A 20,392-nucleotide genomic window follows, 5' to 3' on the forward strand; every position below is an offset into this window, starting at 1 on the left:
TTATTCCTCCCCTTTCATGGTGACGCGCTGCACAAGCGTAACGAGAATAACGATCATGAGCAGCACCACAGCCATGGCGGATGCCAGTCCCAGCTTGCCGTATTTAAACGCCAAATGAACCGTCTGGATTACAAATGTCATACTGCCGTTGGAACCATCGGTCATGATATATGGAATATCGAACGCACTAATTGCGCCGCTAATCGCCAAGATCAGGTTGAGCTGCAGGATACGTGTAATGCTTGGCAGGATGATATGGCGGAATTGCTGCCAGCGATTGGCGCCATCAATATCAGATGCTTCATACACATCCTTTGGAATGGAGGAGATTGCACCCAGGAAAATGATAAAGTTGAAGCCCATGTATCTCCATACTGATGCACCTGCGAGTGACACGTTGATAATATTCGGATTACCGAGCCAGAGTTGCGTGTATTGTCCCAGCCCTACAGCATGCATGAGCATATCGAGTGTACCGTCCGGTTTGAAGAAAAAGAGGAAGATAAAACCGATGGCTACTCCATTCAGCAAATAAGGGAAAAACAGTATGCCTTTGAAAAAGTTTTTGCCTCGAACTTTGAAACTCAGAATGGTGGCAAAGTAAAGCGCCAAGCCCATCTGTAAGAACGTAGCCACGAAGTAATACAAGCTGACAATAAATACTTTGAAGTATTCGGGATCACTGAATATGCGCGTGTAGTTCTCAAAGCCAACATAATCAAACCTTTTACTATATCCGTTCCAATCGGTGAAACTGTATTTGAACATGTTGATGACTGGCAAGTATGCAAATGTAAACAGCAACGCCAGCGGAATAATTGAGAAGGCACAGATGATAAATATGCGTTGCGCTGAGTAGCCCCAATTCGAAAGTTTTAAGTACTTCATGCTCTCCACACCTCCAAGCGGTTCTCCCGCCTATATATCGAAAGACTCCGTCCAATGGAATTGCTGCGGAATAACTGCCGGGGGAAGAGCATGGGTATCATGCTTTCAAATACCACATACTCCATGCTCCATTCATATATGGATTCCTATATCCCCGCAGTCCATTCATCACCTGATCCACTTACGTTAATCCAATTATTTCGTGAGTTCTGCTCTTGCTTTGACCCACTTGTCGTTCAGATCTTTCATAATGTCGTCATACGATTCCTTGCGGTTCCCAATACCTGCTTCGATAATGCGTTTCTTGAAATCAGGCTGCCAGAGACCGATTTCGCCTTCGTTATCAATCTTGTCGACCAGACCTTCCTGACCTTCTTTGGCAGGTGTAAGCGTGGAGAATTTCACATCTTTATATTGATCCAAAATGGGTGGTAATTCAGCATTCTTGTCTGCATCCATACCGCCACCCTGTTCAACCGCGTAGTTTGATTTCGCCAGGAACCAGTCAATCCAGGCTTTGGCAGCAGGTTTGTTCTCACTGTTCACGTTCATGCCGATGTTATAGTCGGCGGAGAGCGGAACCACAACCTCACTTGCATTCGTAGGGAAAGGAAGGAATCCGATGTCGTCCGGTGTATCCGTCATACCTTGGATCTGTGTAATCGCCCAAGAGCCCAGTGCCATCGTGGCAATTTTGCCTTTGGCAAGATCCGCTTTGGAGCTTTCCCAGTCGGTTGTTGTTGGATCTTTCTCGATTAGACCGTTCTTGGCAGCATCATAGAGGACTTTGTACAGTTCATAGTGCGGCTGACCAGGCACAAAGTTCTCATCTGTGTTCGGTTGGTCCACGTTAACGTAATCCACACTGCCTGCAACGGTTGGCAGATCCGATTCCCATTGGGTGAGAGCCCAGCCGGATGCATAGTTGGTGTAGAGCGGAACCGCATCTGTATTGTCTTTGACCAATTGAAGCGCAGCCTGGAATTGCTCCGGTGTTTTTGGCAATTCGGTAACGCCTGCGTCTTTGAAGACCTGTTTGTTATAAATAATTCCGGAGAACGTGATCACGGTAGGGATACCGTATACCTGACCATCCACCATACGTTCTTCAATGGCAGTGTATTTGTCTTTCAATTCATCGTACGTGCCGAGCGGCTCGAAAAAGTCCGGGATATCCGCGATCGGAACACTGGTCGGGATCATCAGTACATCACCATAATCCTTGGTGCTCATACGGATCTTTACTTGTCCTTCGTAGTCGGCTAGTGCCTGAAAGTTAACTTTGACATCAGGATATTCCTTGTTGAATTCTGCCGCGTAGTCTTTGAACACGGTATCCACAATATCTGTCCGTTGCGTCAGAACGGTTATTTCACCTTTGATATCTGCCGGATCTGTACTGATCTCCTCCCCTGCCTGCGAAGATCCACCTCCGGATGAACATGCGGCAAGTAGTGAAGTGATGAGCAGCATCGTCAGCAACATCATCCAACCTTTGTTTTTTCTCAATTGTTTCGACCCCTCTCTTAATTTAATTAAGTTATCGTTAAGGTTACAAAATGAATTCTATTATGGTAACGCTTACCTGTCAATTAATTTATTTATAACTTAACAAGAAAAATTGCGATGCATTTCGTTGACATCTGTTTTTCAGAGCACTAATATTGATTAATAAAGTTACCGTTAACTTAACTATATATATATTGATTAAACATTTACACGAAACGTAGAGGACAGAAAGAACCTGAAGAAGCGGAGCTAAAAGCTTTCTGTAAGAAAGCTGCATCGGAAGCATCTGCTTCGCCTTTATCACCGGAATTTCACCTTTAAAAAAGGGAATCAAAAAAATCTGGGGATAACAGCGATCGGAAGGTTATTCTGTCATCGGAGTGGCCAGTGTAAATATTCTTTAGTTCAATTTATATATTAAGATTTATGTAACACGTTGAAGGAGCGCTCACTTATGAATACAAAAACAATCGAACTTCAATCTGAAATTAAGGCGCATTGGGAAAAGCAGATTTTACCCTTCTGGTCCAACCTTAAAGATACAACCCACGGTGGATTCTACGGTTGGGTTGGCAATGATCTTCAGGTTAATCAACAGGCGCCCAAAGGCGGGATCGCCACAGCACGGCAATTATGGTCTTTTGCAGCAGCCTATCGGGTTACCGGAAACGAAAGATGGCGCGATCACGCGGAGCACGCCTATCGGTTTCTCGCTGATCATGTGATGGACACCGAATATGGCGGTATGTACTGGATGGTAGACTACACAGGGGAAGCGCTGGACACGAGCAAACATGTGTATACGCAATCATTCGGCGTGTATTCACTCAGTGAGTACTATCGTGCTACCGGGGATGCTTCTGCATTGGAACTTGCGAAAACGCTTTTTGCTCTAATCGAGGACAAAGGTCTGGATGCCGAACTACCTGCGTACAAGGAACAATTTGATCGCACATGGAAGGAACAGCCCAATGAAATGCTGAGCGAAAATGGAGTGATTGCGGATTACACAATGAATACGCATATCCATGTGCTGGAGGCCTACACCACGCTCTATCGCGTGTGGCCGGATCAACAAGTGAAGGCGGCGCTGGAACGCCTACTCGGGATTCTGTATGAACGGGTGTATGACCAAGACACCAAGTTTCTCGGGGTATTTTTCAACAAACAGTGGGAATCCATCATTGACCTGCGCTCGTTCGGACATGACATTGAAGCCAGCTGGCTGATTGACGAAGCATTGAAAGTTCTGGGGATGGAACAACATCTGGAGTATGCGGCGATGGTTACGGATATCGCCTATAACATTTCCAATGTAGCCGTGAATGCCGATGGTTCCCTGTTAAATGAACAAGAAGGTGAACATATCGATGAGAAGCGAATCTGGTGGGTTCAAGCTGAGGCGATGGTCGGTTTCTATAATGCATTTCAGCGTACAGGTGATCCATTGTTTCTGGAGAGAGTGGAACGCTTGTGGACCTATACCAAAGAAAACATCATTGATCAGCGCGCTGGTGGGGAATGGTACTGGTCGGTTGATGCAAACGGAACACCGGATCAGAGCGAAATTGCCGGACCGTGGAAATGCCCGTATCACAATAGCAGATTCTGTATTGAACTAATTGAGAGGATGGGATCAGAATGATACACCCGAAATACAAGGAGTTACTGGAGAAACAGGAGCAGCTGCTTACTCGCCCTAATGAGATCAATTCTTCCTTCTACAACGGCGTATATGATCGGTACCAATATCCAGTTATCACTCGCCATCATGTACCGCTGTATTGGAGATTCGATCTGGATGAGACGACGAACCCGCATTTCATGGAACGCCTGGGCATTAACGCAACACTGAATCCGGGAGCCATCTATTTCAATGGCAAATACATCATGGTCATCCGTACGGAAGGATTGGATCGCAAATCAATCTTTGCACTCGCCGAGAGTGACAATGGGATTGACGGATTCCGTTTCACGGGTAAACCATTGGTCTGGGAAGATATCGATGCGGATGAAACCAATCAGTATGATATGCGCCTTGTTCAACATGAAGACGGCTGGATCTATGGCATCTATTGCTCGGAACGCAAAGACCCGGATGCTCCTGCATTTGATACATCCAGCGCAGTTGCACAGGCAGGACTGGTTCGTACACGGGATCTTATAAGCTGGGAACGGTTGCCCAACATCACAACGAATTCCCCTCAACAGCGCAATGTCGTTTTGCACCCGGAATTCGTGGATGGAAAGTATGCCTTTTACACCCGTCCACAAGACGGATTCATCTCCACAGGCAGCGGCGGCGGAATCGCCTTTGGTCTGTGTGAGGATATCTTGAACCCTGTCATTCATGAAGAGACAATTATCGACGAACGGCAATATCATACGGTATATGAGGTCAAAAACGGTCAAGGCCCTGCTCCGCTCAAGACGGATCGTGGCTGGATTCACATTGCTCACGGAGTTCGGAACACCGCGGCAGGCCTGCGTTATGTGTTATACACCTTTGCTACGGATCTGAATGATCCGGCGCGTATTATCGCCAAGCCGGGCGGCCACTTCATTGCCCCTTATGACGACGAGCGTGTAGGCGATGTGTCCAATGTTATTTTCTGCAACGGTGCTGTGGTCAATGAGCAGGAAGAAGTCTTTATCTATTACGCTTCCAGTGATACCCGCTGTCATGTGGCAACAACCACGCTGGAAAAACTAGTTGATTATACGTTCAATACACCGGCTGATCCATATCGTTCCCTGGATTGTGCCAGCCAGCGGGGTCAGCTGATTGAACAGAATGAGAAGCTTTTACAGAAACAATTGACATAACATCGCTATAACAACCTTTCATGCAAGCCTGAAATATGCTGAAAGTAGCAAAACAACAGCCAGAATTGCTTTATTCCAAGTTGGTAACGATGTATACTGATATGGATTGTTATTATGTGCGGAGAAAACGCTCATCATAATGACAGCACATTGTGCCTATACCGGCTTGAAGGAGGCGACCATACTGAAGAACAATATCACCATGCGGGATATCGCCGACAGGCTCGGGGTCAGCAGTGTGACCGTCTCGAAAGCATTGAATGATAAAGATGGCGTGAGTGGCGAATTAAAGGAAAAAATTAAAGTGCTTGCTGTTGAAATGGGCTATCGGTATAATGCCGCTGCCCGTTCGATGAAGGAAGGCTTAACCCATAATATTGGCGTAATTATCCCGGAGCGATTTACCGGGCCGACGCAGTCGTTCTATGTACGCGTGTTCCAGCGCATCACCAAACATCTGGAGGAACAGGGCTACTACGGCATTCTGCACATTCTGAATGTGGAGGATGAGGAAGAGTTAACACTGCCCAAGCTGTACAGCGACAACAAGGTCGATGGTTTCATCGTGCTCGGACAGATCAGCAAAGAGTATATTGAACTGGTGCGATCGATGGAAGTTCCCAAAATGTTTCTCGACTTCTACGATGAACATTCGGACATCGATTCCGTCGTTACCGATAACTTCTACGCTGCCTATGAGCTAACGAACTATCTGGTTCAGCAGGGCCACCGTAACATTGCTTATGTAGGGAACTTGTATTCCACGAGTAGCATCCAGGACCGATTCCTCGGGTATTACAAATCCTTGCTGGAACATCGCTTGCCGATGAATCCAGATCTGGTTCTGAATGATCGGGATGAACGAGGTACGTTTATTGAGATTGATCTGCCGGAACAGCTGCCAACCGCTTTTGTATGCAACTGTGATCAGGTCGCTCATCTGCTCGTTCAGAAACTGACTTCCATGGATATTCAGGTGCCTGGCCAATGCTCTGTTGTTGGTTTTGATAATGATATCTATGCGATGCTCTCCGATCCCAAGCTCACAACTGTTGAAGTGGATGTGGAACAGATGGCACGCACGGCAGTTCAGTCCATGCTCAAAAAGGTCGACAACCCAAACCGCAGTTTCGGCCGTGTACATGTGAAAGGCAACATCATCTATCGTGACTCGGTGAGTACTGTGTCTGCCTCATCAGATACTATGGATATTTGAATAAAAAAATGAAATAAACGAACACAGATGACTGGCCTTTATCTTACTGGCCAGTCTTTTCTGATGCATTGGAGCTTAACGACGGCGATGATCTGTTGAATCCATCAAAAATGTAGTCGTTCTCCAAATCGAGAGGATGAGGATCAGCTCATACACATTGGTTAAAGTACCGGTTTCCACTGGCAGGGAGATTAACTGCCCTACAAACAACAAGGCAGTTCCAACAAACAGCCAAACCCATTTATGTTTGAAAAGAACGACCAGGCTAACAAATAACAGAACAATCCCCACGATGATCACCATCATCGGCGGACCTCCATGACCCTCTGCCATATATCTCAGTACTCCATACTCTTCTATAACTTTGAGATTTTTAACCTCGGACAAAGTAAAACCTACAATCTGGTAGATAACCAAACCTAAAGTTATCAGCCATGCCACCACACTCGTTATACTTCTATTGGCAAACTTAGCACCTGAGCTGCGCAAGATATGGTAGCCAACAAGAATAAGGGTCGGGGTAGCAAAGGCATGCAGCCAAAATCGAAGGCTACTGAGAACCATTAGCGGTTCCCCATCCCCTATCAAATTACCTACAGCAATAATTCCATTATCATATGCCAAGCTGAACGCTACAAATAGCTGAAAACTGGAATACGCGAGCCATTGCTTCCTCTGGGTTAAATCGACGGCCATCCAAACAACAAGTATCAAATAAACAAGAGTAAGTGCGGAGTATATCCATACATCCAAGCTGCTTCACCATCCTTATTGGTCAATTCTAATAAATTATATTTACCGGTAAGTAAAATTACAAGATGATTTTGTATTAATGGCTGTCTATAGAGCTAAATTATATAAAAAGAGCACCCCCGGCTATCGTAGCTGCAGGAGCACTCTTTTCCTTATTTGAAGAACGTAAAAGCAACAGGTTACTTTGATATCAATAACTTGTCTTCAACCAATTGTCCTTGGACCAGGTCAATTTACCGGAACCCGCGCCATTGGAAGCCGTGAGGCGTGCATTCAACGTAGATGGATCATCCGTGGTATAGCTGTAAGGCAGTGACGAGAAGCCGTTCCAGGAGAACGATTTCACCACGGCCGGGATTGGCGCCAACGGGCTGCCAGACGTATCACTGCTGCCACGGAATGAGCTTCCATCCAAAGAATACATGGTATCGGTCACTCTGATTTTGCCGGTATAGGTTGGATCTGCCGGATCGGTCTGATTGTTGCGAACAGGATACAGAACGTCCTTGATGACTGATTTCTCGACCAATACGGCTCCGCTCTCTGTGGAGATTGCCCCATTGCCAATGATATCGAACTTATAACCTTTGGACGCAATCGCTGTTGCCATCGCCGTTGTAATTTTGGCTTTAGCGGCACGTGCCCCTGTCGAATCCATCACGATGTTGTATGCATGTGCGTTGCCTCCACGCAGGCGCGGCATCCGATCCTGAATATCTTTGTACAGATTATGGTGCAGCGTCATGGACAGGTTGGCGTTAGCTGATTCCAAGCTGGTCGAACCGACCAGATGTCCTTTCTTTTGTGGTCCGGAGATAGCGATGATATCGGCTTTGCTAAGACCTACAGCACTGCTGCGCAGGTAGTTGTACATGGGATAGGAAGCCTTGTTTGCTTCCAATTCGTTAATCTGCTGGGTAACCCAGCTGTTCGAGCTGCCGTCATCCCCTTTGAAGAGGGACCAGGAGATGGTCACGCCGCTGGTTCCTTTTTTCGAATCGACGAGTCCGTCATAGGCTTTATTAAATGTGCAGTGATCAATCCATACGTTGCTGTTCTCCTCCAGGGTGATGTAATCCCAATCGTTCTTGTCGTAATCACCTTTGGTGGATTCATCCCATTCCCATAACTCATCAAATTCCAGGTTGCGGATGATGACATTTGAGCTTCGTTTCACGCTGATCGCAGCGTGTTTGATCTTGGAACCATTGGCGGAGAAAATCGTGAGTCCATTGAAACCATCAATCGTGAGCTTGCTAACACCGGTCTGTTTTAATACGGGATGCGTCAGTGCATCATTATGCTTGGCAAAAGGAGAAGTCTGCGCTGCACTCGGAATTTCATTCCATCCCAGATTCAGATCGTTCATGATCTCAACAACTTTGACACCGGAGTTCTTTTTCAGAGCCAGTGCCAGATCGGTCGCATTATACACTTTCTTATACGTGGCTGTGTTTGATTCGCTAATGATGCCGCCGCCCGCGTTCCCTTGAGAGAAGCCTGTAAGATTGTAGTCTGCGTTACCCGCCGCCTGCACACTTGCCGGGCCGGACAATAAAGTTAACCCCAACGTTAGAGCCAGGGCTGTGCTGCATAAACTTCGAAATTTAGTTTTCATCGATTCCATTCCTCCCAATATATGATGATGACATTCGTCCAACGCTGCCATGCCAAGTTACGAAGGACATGTTTTTAATGTAGGTTATGAAAGCGATTACAACAATAATCCCTATCTCACATGTGGTTAGGAAAGGCTGGTAAGGTAAGGGTTTGTACTGTAAGCAACCTTGAATCGTACAGAGTTAACTTGGGGAGTAAGGTTTCAGGAATATATCGTGGTAACAAGAACATTCCAGATGGGATGAAATTAAAAAAGCAGGACTGCATCTGCCGCAGACCTGCTCGATTTTACTTTTTGATGGAACGTGTCCAGAAGCCGCCATGGAACTGTTTGGGCTCCACGGTAATAACAAATGCTTTGGGGTCCAGATCGAGAATTGTCTGGTAGAGCAGTTTCTGGTTTTTTCGTTTTGCCAGAATCTCCATCACAAGCCGATCCCCATCACGTCCACTGCCCACCCATGCAGTAACACCATATCCTTTATCTCGCAGAGCATTCGCGACGTTGTTGCCCATCTGGTTACAGATGACTTTAACGGTAACATAACCGAGCGCGATCTTCTCTTCAATCCACGCACCAAGCAACACCCCAAGTCCATAACCCACCGCGTACACAATCAGGGCCGAAGGCTGAGTCAGGTATTGGAGCACAAGATTCAGACCGAGTACGTAGATCACAATCTCACCCATGCTGATCAGTGCGGCGATGTATTTCTGTCCTTTGAGTGTCAGAATCATCCGGAGTGTATAAGCGGATACGTACACAATCTGGATCAAAAAGATAAATACCAATATTTTAAACAATCACAATCCCTCTTTCCTGGCCTTCACAACGGAATTGGCCCTTTGCTGCATATACTCGACGATTTCGTTTCATCTATGCTTCCTGTATGTTTGCTCTATCTCCATCATTGGACGTTATACCCTCATTCTAAACGGTTGAATGTAAATCCGTAGGCATTTTCTGCTCTCTGGCATGCCGGAACTGCAATTATAGAACCGTTTGTACCGATTATCAACCCGGCGGAGGTCCCAGGGTCGAAAACGGTGGTCTTTGAATATGCTGTATCATCATAAAGCCAAGCACGCTCGCACAGGATATCAGGTCAAAACCAGGATGGATGGGTCAAAACAAAAAGGGGGTACCGTCATGCAGCTATGGCAGGAGATGGAGCGGGAAGGCATGGAGGAACTCATTTTTTGCCATGATGCAGATAGTGGATTGAGGGCGGTCATTGCCATTCATAACACGGTCCTTGGACCTGCGCTCGGCGGATGCCGCTACTGGACGTATGCATCCGAGGAAGAAGCTGTTCGGGATGCTTTGAAACTTGCCAAAGGCATGACGTACAAAAATGCAATCTCCGGATTGCCGTATGGTGGCGGGAAAGTGGTCATATGGGATGTACCTTTTGCCAAGAATACAAAACCGGATGAAGATGGATGTGGATCTCAAAGTGGTGAGCAGGTCGCTGGAGATCTAGGGGTAGAGCATCAAAAGAGCGCTGCCGCAGAACGGGAATTCGTTGCCGATGAGGTTGCTGATCGTATAGATAAGAGCCTGGATACGGACGTATCCAAGCGGGCGCAGCGCTTTCGCGCACTGGGTCGTTGTCTAGAGCGGCTAAATGGACGATACGTGACCGGTCTTGATCTGGGTACTACGGCGACAGACATGGACCAGATCCGACTGGAGACCGCACATGTGACGGACACCACGGGTTCGCTTGGGGCGCAGGATGACTTCACTGCCGAGATGACCGCCTATGGCGTACACATCGGCATTGTGACCTCGCTGCGCCAGCAAGGCATTGCATCTTTGCAGGGCATTCCCGTTGCCGTCCAGGGACTGGGCAAGGTCGGGTATGCCCTGTGCCGTTACCTGCATGCAGCCGGGGCACGGCTCATTGTGGCAGACGTTGTACCGGAGCGTGTACAACGTGCCCTTGTGCAGTTCAGCGGCGCCATCTCGGCCGATCCGGCCCATATCCACGCCGCTGACTGCAAGGTCTTCGCCCCCTGTGCCCTAGGGGGCGTACTGACCCCGGCAACGGTGGAGGAGCTGCGCTGCTCCATCGTTGCCGGGGCGGCCAACAACCAGCTGAGTGAACGACAGCTGGTTGCAGGCAGCATGCAGGCGCGCGGCATCCTGTACGCGCCTGATTATGTGCTCAACGCAGGCGGAATCATCTCCACCGCCTACGAGCTGGAAGGCGAAGGGCCTGACCTGATCCGCCAAAAGGTGGCGGGGATTGCAGGCACGCTGAGCAAGGTATACGCAGACGCTGCGCAATCTGCGATCTCCACAGCCGATGCAGCCGATCGGCTTGCAGAATTCATCCTCCGCTCAGGCCATAAGAAATAGGGCATCCAACCCTGCTACCTATGTATATTCACACCGCCCACACATTCTTCGTCACTCTAATGTTCAAAGCTATAGCATATCTGGAACTCATTATAGCTTCACTGGATTTCGACATTTCGACGTACTGAAAGAGAGCCTCCACTGCTTTACTCCATTCTAATGAATCTCTTACACCCTATTTGCCCCTTTTAGCATGGATCTAATATCTAACGAATCTCAGACACGTTATTGTGCCTAGATTGGTTCTTTTTCAAGCTAAATAACTACTTTTCCGAAGGATAGCGTTCCTGAGGTTCGTTAGAATTTATATTTCAGATTTTGACCCTGAATAGGTTGTCTCAGGTTCGTTAGCGCTGCGGCGAAGGTTTCTTTGGGGGTAGCATCACCTTTCAAAAAGAGCTAACCTAGACGTAAGTGTCCCGGTTAGCTCTTTTTAGTTCTTCTTAGCACTCTTAACTCTTCTAGGCTCTTATCACTTCGTCCTTCTACTTTCTAATCCTTATCGCTTTGCCTCTTGCTCTGGCTCTTTATTCTTCATTCTTCGGTGTTTAATTCATGCTTCTCTGGTGCACTGTACTCTAATCTCTTACTTCTCTAGAACGTTGACCCTTTGGCTCATTTTTTTCCAATCGCTCTCTGTACGGATTACATTAAGTTTTCTTGTAAACCGTCCCTCTCAACGTAATCCACCCTCTTTTCTTTCCTTCTTTTACTACTTTACTTCAGTCCTTCTTTTACTCTTTTATTCTTCAGTTCTGCTGCAACTTCTCAAACTGCAACCGACCTCTTCTTCGCTGTCTTCTTCTCTCGAAACAGTAGCGTCCACAGCAACACATTCGCTACGATCAGTAGCGCACCATAGATCCATACGCCCCCTGACACCGAACGGAAAAAGACATGGACTCCCCATAACATGGCAAGCACAGGAAGGGCGGCGAATACATACCAACCATCACTTTGCTGCGCCATACTAAAGGATTGGGAGAACGGTGGCTTACGCAACAACAATTTGCCTGCCAGTGGGACAAGCGCCGTAGCTGTCAGCATAATAATTGCAATATCCGGCAGTATCCGTGATCCAAATGTCCAGGTAAACAAAATGGCATTTGCCAGAAGTATAGGCAGGAACATGTTGCATAAGAATGCCTTTAGAGCGCCTTTATACAACGCGCTATCATTCGCCATCGGTGCAGCGCGAAAAGTCCAGAATGCCTTATATTGTCCTGAAAATTTCAGCATGACTACAACCGTTACAACCAGCATTAGTACGATATAAAAAGTGTATACAAACGAACTTTGCCTAAACTCCGCCCAGGTAGAAGACTGCAATTCGGTAAACCAAAATACATAAGGTAAAACAAATGATAAACCAAGCGATGGATACACCTTCAGCTTGAATTCCCGTTCATTACGCATCATGCTGGCTGACAGACGGAAGCAAGCCTGTTCCTCTCTGGAACGACTGACCACCTTGGAGATCAACCGATCCCATCTTCCACGTCTGCGTCCGGAGGACTGGCCCGAATGTGCCATTTTCTCCAAATACAATTCAAAGGAAGGCATAAGCTTCACATATACGATCATACTCACCACAGGAACCAAGACTGCCAGTGCTGTGAACGTATAGATCCACACATTCCCGCCCCCTGCAAATAACCATTCATATGCAGCCGCATACCATAACGGAGGTAACAGCAACTGCCACCAAGCCGGGGTAAATACCATACCAAAATCAATAATGCTGAACGAACGAATGACCAGCTGATAACCGATCGCAATCCCCACGGAAAGCAGAATCTGCACCATATTGATCATATCCTTCAGCTTCTCACCATCCAGAAACTTCATCATGAACAGATAGATCAGAGACGTTGTCACCAGAATTAGCATATTGATCAGAATCAGTTCCACAAGGAAAATCAGAAAGAATCCGATCCCATGCGTCACCAACGCGGCAATTAGCGGTATACCGGTTAATGAACCCGTCAGTAATAGCAGATATACGCCCGCATGGATGGCTCGGGCCATCCCCACCGTTCGTCCATTAACGGGCTTAGTCATAATGATATTACGATCCCGAATGTCCAGCAGCACGGAGGAAAAATCCGAGATCATGGACGTCATGATCATAAACATTAAGATGCCAAACACAAGGCCCATCTGAAGCATGAAATGCCCCGTATCCCAGACGATGAAGGGAACCATCATCAGTCCCATTAATCCATACAACCACAGGGATCGAAGAAACTGATTACCTTCCTTGCGCTCCTTTTTCCCTGAATTGTTGGATAAAATAGTAGGTACTCTGCGTTGATCCATCTGGAACTTCACTCGCAAGATCAGGCGCAGCACATCATAATCCGCCCCTGTTCTGGCGATGAGCGGACGAAAGCGATCCAGAATCTTGAGTGTGCGGAAGTCGGAGGATTCCTCCATATCAGTACACCTCCTGCACAATGGATACAAAACGCTCCGCAATGGCTTTATGTTCATTGAAGCCTGTCAATTGATTGAATACTTCCTCCAGCGTGCCTTCCATGGATTGCTGTTGGAGCTGCTTGAACGTACCGTCTGCCACTACGCGTCCTTCAGCGATCAGTACAATTCGACTGCTGATCTTCTCCACCACATCCATGATGTGTGACGAATAGAAGATGGTTGTGCCTTTGGCTGACAATTGTGACAAAATCTCTTTGACCACCATCACACTATTGGCATCCAATCCGCTGAGCGGTTCATCCAGGAACAACAGATCCGGGTCATGCAGCAGCGCAGAGATCAACAGCACTTTCTGACGCATACCTTTGGAAAAGGATGCAATGCGGGAATGATATGATTTTTCCATTCCAAAACAATCCATCAATAGCTTTGCTTTGTAATCCGCATCCTCATAGGACATACCGTATAACTCTCCCGTAAAAGTCAGATACTCCGCAGGCGTTAATTGTTCGTACAATTCCGCCACCTCCGGAACATAGCCGATTCTGCGTTTATACTCTACATCGCCATCCGCAATATCTTTACCAAAGATTCGCACCGTGCCTACATATCCTTCAACCAGCCCGAGTAAAATCTTAACCGTCGTACTTTTGCCAGCCCCGTTCGGACCAATATATCCAATCATCTCACCGCGATTCACTTCCAGATCGATGCCGTTCAGCACATAACGTCCGTTGTATCTCATACGCAAGCTTTCAATTGATAGCACTTGTTGTTCACTCACTTCGTTATCCAGCTCCTGTCTCTATCTTTTTCTACAATTCTACTAGTTTACCACAGATTGGGATGGTAATGATCGGAAATAGGTCACGATATGAGCCATCAACTGGATATCCCCTTCGAGTAAAAGCATCACGTAACATGCGTGAATACATCACAAAGCCCCTATCCCACCTTATGGTAAGAGACAAGGGCTTCCACTTTATGTTGAAACTTATTTTATAATATCTAAAAAGTCTTACTGCACCTTAACAATCTGAAAATGCTGATTCGTTCCGCCATTATCCGTCCACTGGATGGCCGCAGCCCCATCTGCCAGGGATTGACTAGAGATATCCAATACTTTGCCTGTACTGCGGTTCTTCAGTTTATAATAACCACCACCTACATGGACGAGCTGCCATTGCTGGCTGGCCCAGCCACCATCATTCCACTGTTCAATGACAGCCCCATCCGTCGTGGCACCATTCTCCACACCGATCAGCTTGCCACTGGAACGGTTGATGATTTTGACATAACCGCCACCCGCATCGGTAATCTGCCACTGTTGACTTGTCATCCCCCCATCTGCTCGCTGCTCCAGGTCCGCACCGTTGGCGGAAGAACCCCCAATGACATTTAGCAATTTGTTACTCTTACGACTAATCAGCTGATATGAAACATTCGGGTCCCAGACATCCGGTGTACTCACTCCGGTCACAGTCCCTGTTGCTGTATCAATCGTAATACTGCTGGCCCAGTTCATCGCCAGACTAGTTGCGCTAGGGAACGATAGGGGCAGCCAAACATACTTGGAATCCTGCACAGGTCCGCTCCATGCACCAGCCCAGCGATCACCCATGTAGAGATAGGATGTGGTCTGTGAACCTTCTACTGGAACAACATAGGTGGATTGAGAACCATACGTTGTGCTGTCTCCAAAATTGCTTAGGCCGCTCCATGTGCCTGTAATGCTGGAGGCTGTCGCATATTTGGCCTGATTTGGATTCCAGCCGGTCGCACCCGATGTGATCAGGAAGTAGACGCCGTCTTTTTTGAATAGGGCTGGTGCTTCACGATATTGTCCAGGCCACAGCGTTGTGACTAGGGATTCCACACCCAGAAAATCCGGGGTCAGCTTATATATATTCAGATCAGCATTCACTCGGGTCGCAGAGATCAGATAAGCGGTTCCGTTATCGTTGTATACCGTCATGTCTCTGGAATCATACCCAAGTGGACGATAACTGCCCACATATGTGTAATTGCCATCCACCGTATTCGAAGTAGCTACCGCCACTCGGGCCTCGCCATAATCCAGACCATTCTCCTTGTGCATCCACAGCACATATTTGCCGGTAGCACTGTTGTAGATGACCTTTGGGCGTTCAATGTTAGAGATATTTAGCTCGGCTGCCGAGCTGCTGGTCAGCACATCATTACGATACTCCCAGTTCTTCAGATCCGATGAACGATACACGGACACTGCCTTGAACGTTCCATTCGTATTACGATTCTCTCCAAACCAGTAATAATACCCATTTGCCTTAATCATCCCGCCCCCATGAGCATGAACGACATTGCCATTGGTATCCTTGAACTGTATCCCGTTCGTTACACTAAGTGGAGCAGCTGAAGCATTCGGTCCGGGTGCAAGCAGCATACCTATGGATTGCAGCGCCAAAACCAAAGCAAGCAGATAACTCAGGCGACGGGTAAAGCGACGTGAATGTATATTCTTTTTCAACCATCCATCGTTCATAGCCATATCGTAATGCACCTCCATGTTTTTTATGAAGCGCTTACATAAAATTAAAATCGATATGTCTCATCTGCCTCCGATCGATGATGCATTTCAGCATTAGAATTCCTGGCAATACTGGCTGGGCGTTCACCTCCCTGATTCCGATTGTATCCGCCACGTTCCTGCTCGAATAGTGAACAATCCGGCGGAAGATGTACAATTTTATACTCCGCTCTCTCGATCAACAACAAAAAGACGCTTCCCCCGAAGCGTCCTCTGCTATACCTGCCCTGCCCCTCCATGATGTAACGATCTCTAGCTGTGTGCGGCTGTTCATAGGCAGGTTTTTATATGGTGTCTTTTCGGCGTATATACTCGCCCTTATTGCTTAATCTTGGTCGTCAAAATCCTGGTCAAACGATAACACTTTACCTGTGTTGGCATCGATATCTACATCTGCTTCACCTTGAGCGGTTCTCAGCTCGATCTCATACACATAGCGACCATCATCATGATCCAGCTCGACTTTGGTTACTTTACCACCCGTAACTTGTTTCAACGCAATGTTTGAAGCTTGGGATGCCGTCAATTTGACCTGCTTGGAAGCAGAGTTATTAGACGTGTTGCCTGTTGCAGTACCTTTATAATCGTCGTCATCATCGTAGTCATCATCATTCACAACCGCAAGGATTTTGCCTGTATAAGCATCCAGACGAACAACAACATCATTGGTTCCTTTTCTGTCGATCTCAACTTCATAGAACGTTTGGCCGTTTCTACGCTCCAGATCCACGTCATCCACTTTACCATCGGCTGCTTTTAACGCCAACGCTTTCGCTTGTGATGCATTCAGCATTTTACCTGTGCTGTTCTGATTCTGTGTTGCAGATTGTGTTGTTGACGTTGGTGTAGTTTGCACCGATTGTCCGTTCACATTCCCGCTAGCCGCTACGGCCGATCCACCAAGTAATACTGCTGCTGACAAGCTACCAATCCAAAGTTTATGTTTGTTCATCATCATCATTCATCTCCTCGTTGTTGTTGTTTCGTTCTCGTCTACATTTATAGAATAACCTGCAGGAATGAGAGATCAGCGAGAGTTAGATTAGAATTTGATGAGAAAATGAAGAGAATGCTCATTTAACAGGTATTCATTGTCCATCTAATTGAAAAAGATGACCCCTAAATTAGGAATCATCTATCCAACAAGGTGTAACTCTATATTCAATGGATTCCTGTACAAATGTTAATCATCGTCCTCATCCCAAGTTACCGAACGAATTGCTCCTGAGATGGCATTCACTTGCACAATAGCCTCCCGGCCATCCGCCAAATCAATTTCAACCAGATAATATGGATTCCCGCTGTTGGTTCCACGCAGTTCGATGTCGTCCACTTCCCCCGAAACCTCCGCAAGTGCCTTCTGCTTGGCTTGTTTCTCGCTCAGAAACTGAGGTTTGGGATCATCCTTGGTTGGTTCAGTTGTCGGGGCTGCTATTGTTTTGGAAGCTATCGTCTCTCCCGTGTATGGATCAATCGTGAGTTCTTCACGACTGTTATCCTTTGCCTTCACTACCGCGGTGTATACCGGACTGCCTTGCTGCTCCACAAGTTCAAGCGAGACCAATTGGTTATCTGTCTGTTGTTTTAACAACGCCGTCTTGATCTGCTCGCGGCTCCATAACGTCTTCTCTTCCGCTTGCGGGTTCGACTCCAGCCGTTTAATGGAATTCACAGCAGCTGTAACGGCATCCACTTGCACATCATATAGGCCGGTCTCCGAACGGAGCTGCATGATATACGTCCCGTCCTTCAACGTCGAATTTACAATCTCTCCTGGATATTGATCAAGCACCGATTGTGCTGCCGCATCTGCCGTAAGTACCGCACCAGTCGATTGCCAAGGCTTCCACCACACCACAACTGCCACAATCAGCACAACGAGAAGCCCTGCACCCCACCAGAGTGACCTTCGCGATTTCGCCCATCCAATGTTCCCTTGTTCATGCCGTTTCATCTCCGGTGGTCGCTGCTCATGTTCTGTCATCACGTTTCCCCCTATGCACTCTCTTATCATCCCCAGTTGATCTGATGCTTATCAGTATATAAGAGAAGAATGAGAATTTCATGAGAGCGGCCCGTTCTGAACCGATAAAGGCAAAATAATCGAAGCCTCGGTGCCTTCACCCTCGGTGCTGGTCAGTTCGATCCGTGCTCCAACTGCCACTGCAAGCTCTTTGGCAAGTGACAATCCCAGACCTGAACCGCTTGCACCTAAGCTGCGTGTTCTGGCCGGATCAACCCGGTAGAATCGGTCAAATACCTTCTCCAGCTCGTCCTCCCGCATACCAATCCCGGTATCCACGATTCGAATACGGCACTCTTGTCCCTTGGCTTCAAGCCTGACTTCAATTGCATCCTCACTATACTTCCGGGCATTATCCAGCAAAATAAACAAAAGCTGCTTCAGCTTACTCTCATCGCTGATCGCCCAGATTGGACCTGGATCTTCACAACGGACTTCACGGTGATAGGCTTCGCGAAATGCACGTGTCGAGTCTGTAGCCAGTCTCGTGATATCCACACGCGCCAACTGCACATTCCACTGCTCTGGCTGCTTCGCAAGCAGTAACAGTTGCTCGGTCATCTCTCGCATGCGAACCGATTCGGACAGAATCGCTTCTACCGCTTCATCAAATACCTCGGGCCGCTCTTTTCCTCGTCGCTGTAGCAGACTGGCATAACTCTCAATAATAGTCAGTGGTGTTTTGAGCTCATGAGATGCATCGGATACAAATCGCTCCTGTCGCTCAAAGTTGGATTCGAGTAAATCCATCATCCGGTTAAACGTCTGTCCCATCGTTTTCAGTTCATCCTTCGATCCTTCCTCCAGTGGAAGACGCTTAAATTGGCCGCTGGACTGGATATCAGTCATCGTGCGTGTCATCTGCTGAATCGGTCTGGTCATTCGATTCGCCAGAATCCGGCTGGAGATAATGGCTGGAATGAGAGCAATAATCGTGACCGCCACAAGCACAGTTCGCAGTACAGACAGACGATTCTCCGTCTCTGCAATGCTCTCGGTGACTTGTACATTCACCACCTCGCCATCAGGCCAGATGACCGGGACTGATACCCACACATAACCAATCTGTTCAACTTGGGTATACTCCGATTTCTTCTCACTTTCGTACTTATAAGGCAGCTTGCTCAGCTGCTCGGAAGCTGCTGTTGTTGTCACCGGGGAACTGGTGCCGTCTTCATTAACAATCCGGAGCATGCCGTTCACAGGCGCGTAGGCCCGTAACAAGTCATCCGGCGGAATGGAGCCGGCAGACTGACGCACTCCTTTGACAATAGACTCCGCTTCCGCTTCCACCCGATTAACCTCGTTATCAATCGACATCCGTTCAAACACGATGTAGACCGACAGGTTCACCGCGATTAACAGCACAGCAAATAATACAGACGAATATCCGTAGATTTTACTGCGCAGGCTCATAACTGTTCCTTCAGGACGTATCCTACGCCCCGTACGGTATGTATTAAGGGCGGTGTGAATCCGTTATCCACCTTTTTGCGCACATAACGGATGTACACATCCACCACATTGGTATCTCCATAATAATCGTATCCCCACACGGCCTGCACAATCTGATCACGACTGAGCACCTGACGTTGATTTTGAAGCAGGTACACGAGCAGGTCGAACTCACGTGGAGTAAGCTCAATGGCTACACCATCTCGGGATACCTCTCGCGTTCCTTCATTTAGTTTCAACCCGGCAGCCGTCAACCAGCCCGCCTCAACTTCATCCTGATGCCCAGAAGAGTCATTCCCTGTATCAACAGGTGTAGAAGAAGCGGAAGAAACAACAGACGCCACTGCACTAAGCCGCAATGCAGCCCGAACTCTCGCAAGTAGCTCTTCAATCTGGAACGGTTTGGTGATGTAGTCATTGGCTCCAAGATCCAGGCCGGATACTTTGTCTTCTACAGAATCTTTGGCAGTGAGCATAATGATCGGGACCGTAGCATCTTTGGCCCGAACTCGCCGCAACACTTCAATTCCACTCAGACCAGGCAACATCACATCCAGCAGAATCAGATCCCACTGTCCTTCAGCATACTTCTCCAGTCCTTCTGTTCCACTACCAGCCTTGCCCACCTGATATCCCTCATACTGTAGTTCCAGTTCCAGCAGACGTGCTATTTTGGGCTCATCCTCTATGACCAGCACGGCTTCGTTCATGCAGCGCTCCCCCTCATCCCCA

Annotated in this window: 17 protein-coding genes; 4 read left to right on the top strand and 13 right to left on the bottom strand. The window is 47.6% G+C overall.

The features are described 5' to 3' along the window. Both MKY95_RS31625 and MKY95_RS31630 read right to left on the bottom strand, forming a co-directional pair. Nucleotides 1-888 carry a sugar ABC transporter permease gene (locus MKY95_RS31625; RefSeq protein WP_036606603.1) on the bottom strand — a complete coding sequence of 296 codons (888 nt, stop codon included), beginning with the start codon at nt 886-888 and terminating at the stop codon, nt 1-3. A gap of 195 nt (nt 889-1,083) precedes the next feature. Next, a complete protein-coding gene (locus MKY95_RS31630; protein ID WP_036606600.1) occupies nt 1,084-2,397 on the bottom strand; it encodes an extracellular solute-binding protein in 1,314 nt (437 codons plus the stop codon). A 454-nt stretch (nt 2,398-2,851) separates the two neighbouring features. On the opposite strand from MKY95_RS31630, the gene MKY95_RS31635 reads away from it, so the two are divergent. The 3 genes from MKY95_RS31635 to MKY95_RS31645 all read left to right on the top strand — a co-directional run bounded on the left by MKY95_RS31635 (nt 2,852) and on the right by MKY95_RS31645 (nt 6,439). Continuing rightward, complete coding sequence (locus MKY95_RS31635) at nt 2,852-4,042, top strand: AGE family epimerase/isomerase (RefSeq protein ID WP_076320105.1); 1,191 nt, start codon at nt 2,852-2,854, stop codon at nt 4,040-4,042. Further along, a complete protein-coding gene (locus MKY95_RS31640) occupies nt 4,039-5,223 on the top strand; it encodes a glycosidase (protein WP_076320106.1) in 1,185 nt (394 codons plus the stop codon). The genes MKY95_RS31635 and MKY95_RS31640 overlap by 4 nt, the downstream gene beginning before the upstream one ends. A gap of 139 nt (nt 5,224-5,362) precedes the next feature. Continuing rightward, the gene (locus tag MKY95_RS31645; protein WP_076320107.1) at nt 5,363-6,439 is read left to right on the top strand and encodes a substrate-binding domain-containing protein; all 1,077 of its coding nucleotides are present in this window, start codon (nt 5,363-5,365) and stop codon (nt 6,437-6,439) included. A gap of 75 nt (nt 6,440-6,514) precedes the next feature. On the opposite strand, the gene MKY95_RS31650 is transcribed toward MKY95_RS31645, so the two are convergent. From MKY95_RS31650 to MKY95_RS31660, 3 genes are all read right to left on the bottom strand, one after another. Then, nucleotides 6,515-7,192, bottom strand: a complete 678-nt coding sequence (locus MKY95_RS31650) for a hypothetical protein (RefSeq protein WP_076320108.1) — start codon at nt 7,190-7,192, stop codon at nt 6,515-6,517. A gap of 190 nt (nt 7,193-7,382) precedes the next feature. Then, nucleotides 7,383-8,810: a hypothetical protein gene (locus tag MKY95_RS31655; RefSeq protein ID WP_076320109.1), complete on the bottom strand. Its 1,428-nt coding sequence runs from the start codon at nt 8,808-8,810 to the stop codon at nt 7,383-7,385. A gap of 290 nt (nt 8,811-9,100) precedes the next feature. Further along, nucleotides 9,101-9,616: a DUF2179 domain-containing protein gene (locus tag MKY95_RS31660; RefSeq protein ID WP_036606590.1), complete on the bottom strand. Its 516-nt coding sequence runs from the start codon at nt 9,614-9,616 to the stop codon at nt 9,101-9,103. A gap of 346 nt (nt 9,617-9,962) precedes the next feature. On the opposite strand from MKY95_RS31660, the gene MKY95_RS31665 reads away from it, so the two are divergent. Next, the gene (locus MKY95_RS31665; RefSeq protein WP_179088712.1) at nt 9,963-11,177 is read left to right on the top strand and encodes a Glu/Leu/Phe/Val dehydrogenase; all 1,215 of its coding nucleotides are present in this window, start codon (nt 9,963-9,965) and stop codon (nt 11,175-11,177) included. 768 nt (nt 11,178-11,945) lie between these two features. Here MKY95_RS31665 and MKY95_RS31670 read toward each other — a convergent pair. From MKY95_RS31670 to MKY95_RS31705, 8 genes are all read right to left on the bottom strand, one after another. Next, entirely contained in the window at nt 11,946-13,613 is a 1,668-nt protein-coding gene (locus MKY95_RS31670) for a hypothetical protein (RefSeq protein ID WP_339196031.1), read from the bottom strand. A 1-nt stretch (nt 13,614) separates the two neighbouring features. Next, nucleotides 13,615-14,400 carry an ABC transporter ATP-binding protein gene (locus MKY95_RS31675; protein ID WP_036606587.1) on the bottom strand — a complete coding sequence of 262 codons (786 nt, stop codon included), beginning with the start codon at nt 14,398-14,400 and terminating at the stop codon, nt 13,615-13,617. Nucleotides 14,401-14,634: 234 nt separating this feature from the next. Beyond that, entirely contained in the window at nt 14,635-16,143 is a 1,509-nt protein-coding gene (locus tag MKY95_RS31680) for an RICIN domain-containing protein (RefSeq protein WP_245838421.1), read from the bottom strand. Between the two features lie 44 nt (nt 16,144-16,187). Further along, nucleotides 16,188-16,367 (bottom strand): hypothetical protein, encoded by a 180-nt coding sequence (locus MKY95_RS31685; RefSeq protein WP_143781152.1) that lies wholly within the window; start codon nt 16,365-16,367, stop codon nt 16,188-16,190. Nucleotides 16,368-16,507: 140 nt separating this feature from the next. Beyond that, nucleotides 16,508-17,143, bottom strand: a complete 636-nt coding sequence (locus MKY95_RS31690; protein ID WP_083677518.1) for a PepSY domain-containing protein — start codon at nt 17,141-17,143, stop codon at nt 16,508-16,510. Nucleotides 17,144-17,365: 222 nt separating this feature from the next. Continuing rightward, nucleotides 17,366-18,166, bottom strand: coding sequence for a PepSY domain-containing protein (locus tag MKY95_RS31695; protein WP_339196035.1), 801 nt, complete (start codon nt 18,164-18,166; stop codon nt 17,366-17,368). A 78-nt stretch (nt 18,167-18,244) separates the two neighbouring features. Next, nucleotides 18,245-19,621, bottom strand: a complete 1,377-nt coding sequence (locus MKY95_RS31700) for an ATP-binding protein (protein WP_339196037.1) — start codon at nt 19,619-19,621, stop codon at nt 18,245-18,247. After that, complete coding sequence (locus tag MKY95_RS31705) at nt 19,618-20,370, bottom strand: response regulator transcription factor (RefSeq protein WP_036671627.1); 753 nt, start codon at nt 20,368-20,370, stop codon at nt 19,618-19,620. Before MKY95_RS31705 ends, MKY95_RS31700 begins: the two co-directional genes overlap by 4 nt. Between the last annotated feature and the right edge of the window lie 22 nt (nt 20,371-20,392).

Source organism: Paenibacillus sp. FSL P4-0176, from assembly GCF_037975265.1.
GTDB classification, from domain to species: Bacteria; Bacillota; Bacilli; order Paenibacillales; family Paenibacillaceae; genus Paenibacillus; species Paenibacillus amylolyticus.

What these genes read in the sequence shown, in the direction of transcription:
- MKY95_RS31635 (WP_076320105.1), top strand. Translation starts at nt 2,852, where the DNA reads ATGAATACAAAAACAATCGAACTTCAATCTGAAATTAAGGCGCATTGG.
- MKY95_RS31645 (WP_076320107.1), top strand. Translation starts at nt 5,363, where the DNA reads ATGACAGCACATTGTGCCTATACCGGCTTGAAGGAGGCGACCATACTG.
- MKY95_RS31690 (WP_083677518.1), bottom strand. Translation starts at nt 17,143, where the DNA reads ATGATGATGATGAACAAACATAAACTTTGGATTGGTAGCTTGTCAGCA.
- MKY95_RS31670 (WP_339196031.1), bottom strand. Translation starts at nt 13,613, where the DNA reads ATGGAGGAATCCTCCGACTTCCGCACACTCAAGATTCTGGATCGCTTT.
- MKY95_RS31700 (WP_339196037.1), bottom strand. Translation starts at nt 19,621, where the DNA reads ATGAGCCTGCGCAGTAAAATCTACGGATATTCGTCTGTATTATTTGCT.
- MKY95_RS31625 (WP_036606603.1), bottom strand. Translation starts at nt 888, where the DNA reads ATGAAGTACTTAAAACTTTCGAATTGGGGCTACTCAGCGCAACGCATA.
- MKY95_RS31705 (WP_036671627.1), bottom strand. Translation starts at nt 20,370, where the DNA reads ATGAACGAAGCCGTGCTGGTCATAGAGGATGAGCCCAAAATAGCACGT.
- MKY95_RS31665 (WP_179088712.1), top strand. Translation starts at nt 9,963, where the DNA reads ATGCAGCTATGGCAGGAGATGGAGCGGGAAGGCATGGAGGAACTCATT.
- MKY95_RS31680 (WP_245838421.1), bottom strand. Translation starts at nt 16,143, where the DNA reads ATGGCTATGAACGATGGATGGTTGAAAAAGAATATACATTCACGTCGC.
- MKY95_RS31640 (WP_076320106.1), top strand. Translation starts at nt 4,039, where the DNA reads ATGATACACCCGAAATACAAGGAGTTACTGGAGAAACAGGAGCAGCTG.
- MKY95_RS31695 (WP_339196035.1), bottom strand. Translation starts at nt 18,166, where the DNA reads ATGACAGAACATGAGCAGCGACCACCGGAGATGAAACGGCATGAACAA.
- MKY95_RS31655 (WP_076320109.1), bottom strand. Translation starts at nt 8,810, where the DNA reads ATGAAAACTAAATTTCGAAGTTTATGCAGCACAGCCCTGGCTCTAACG.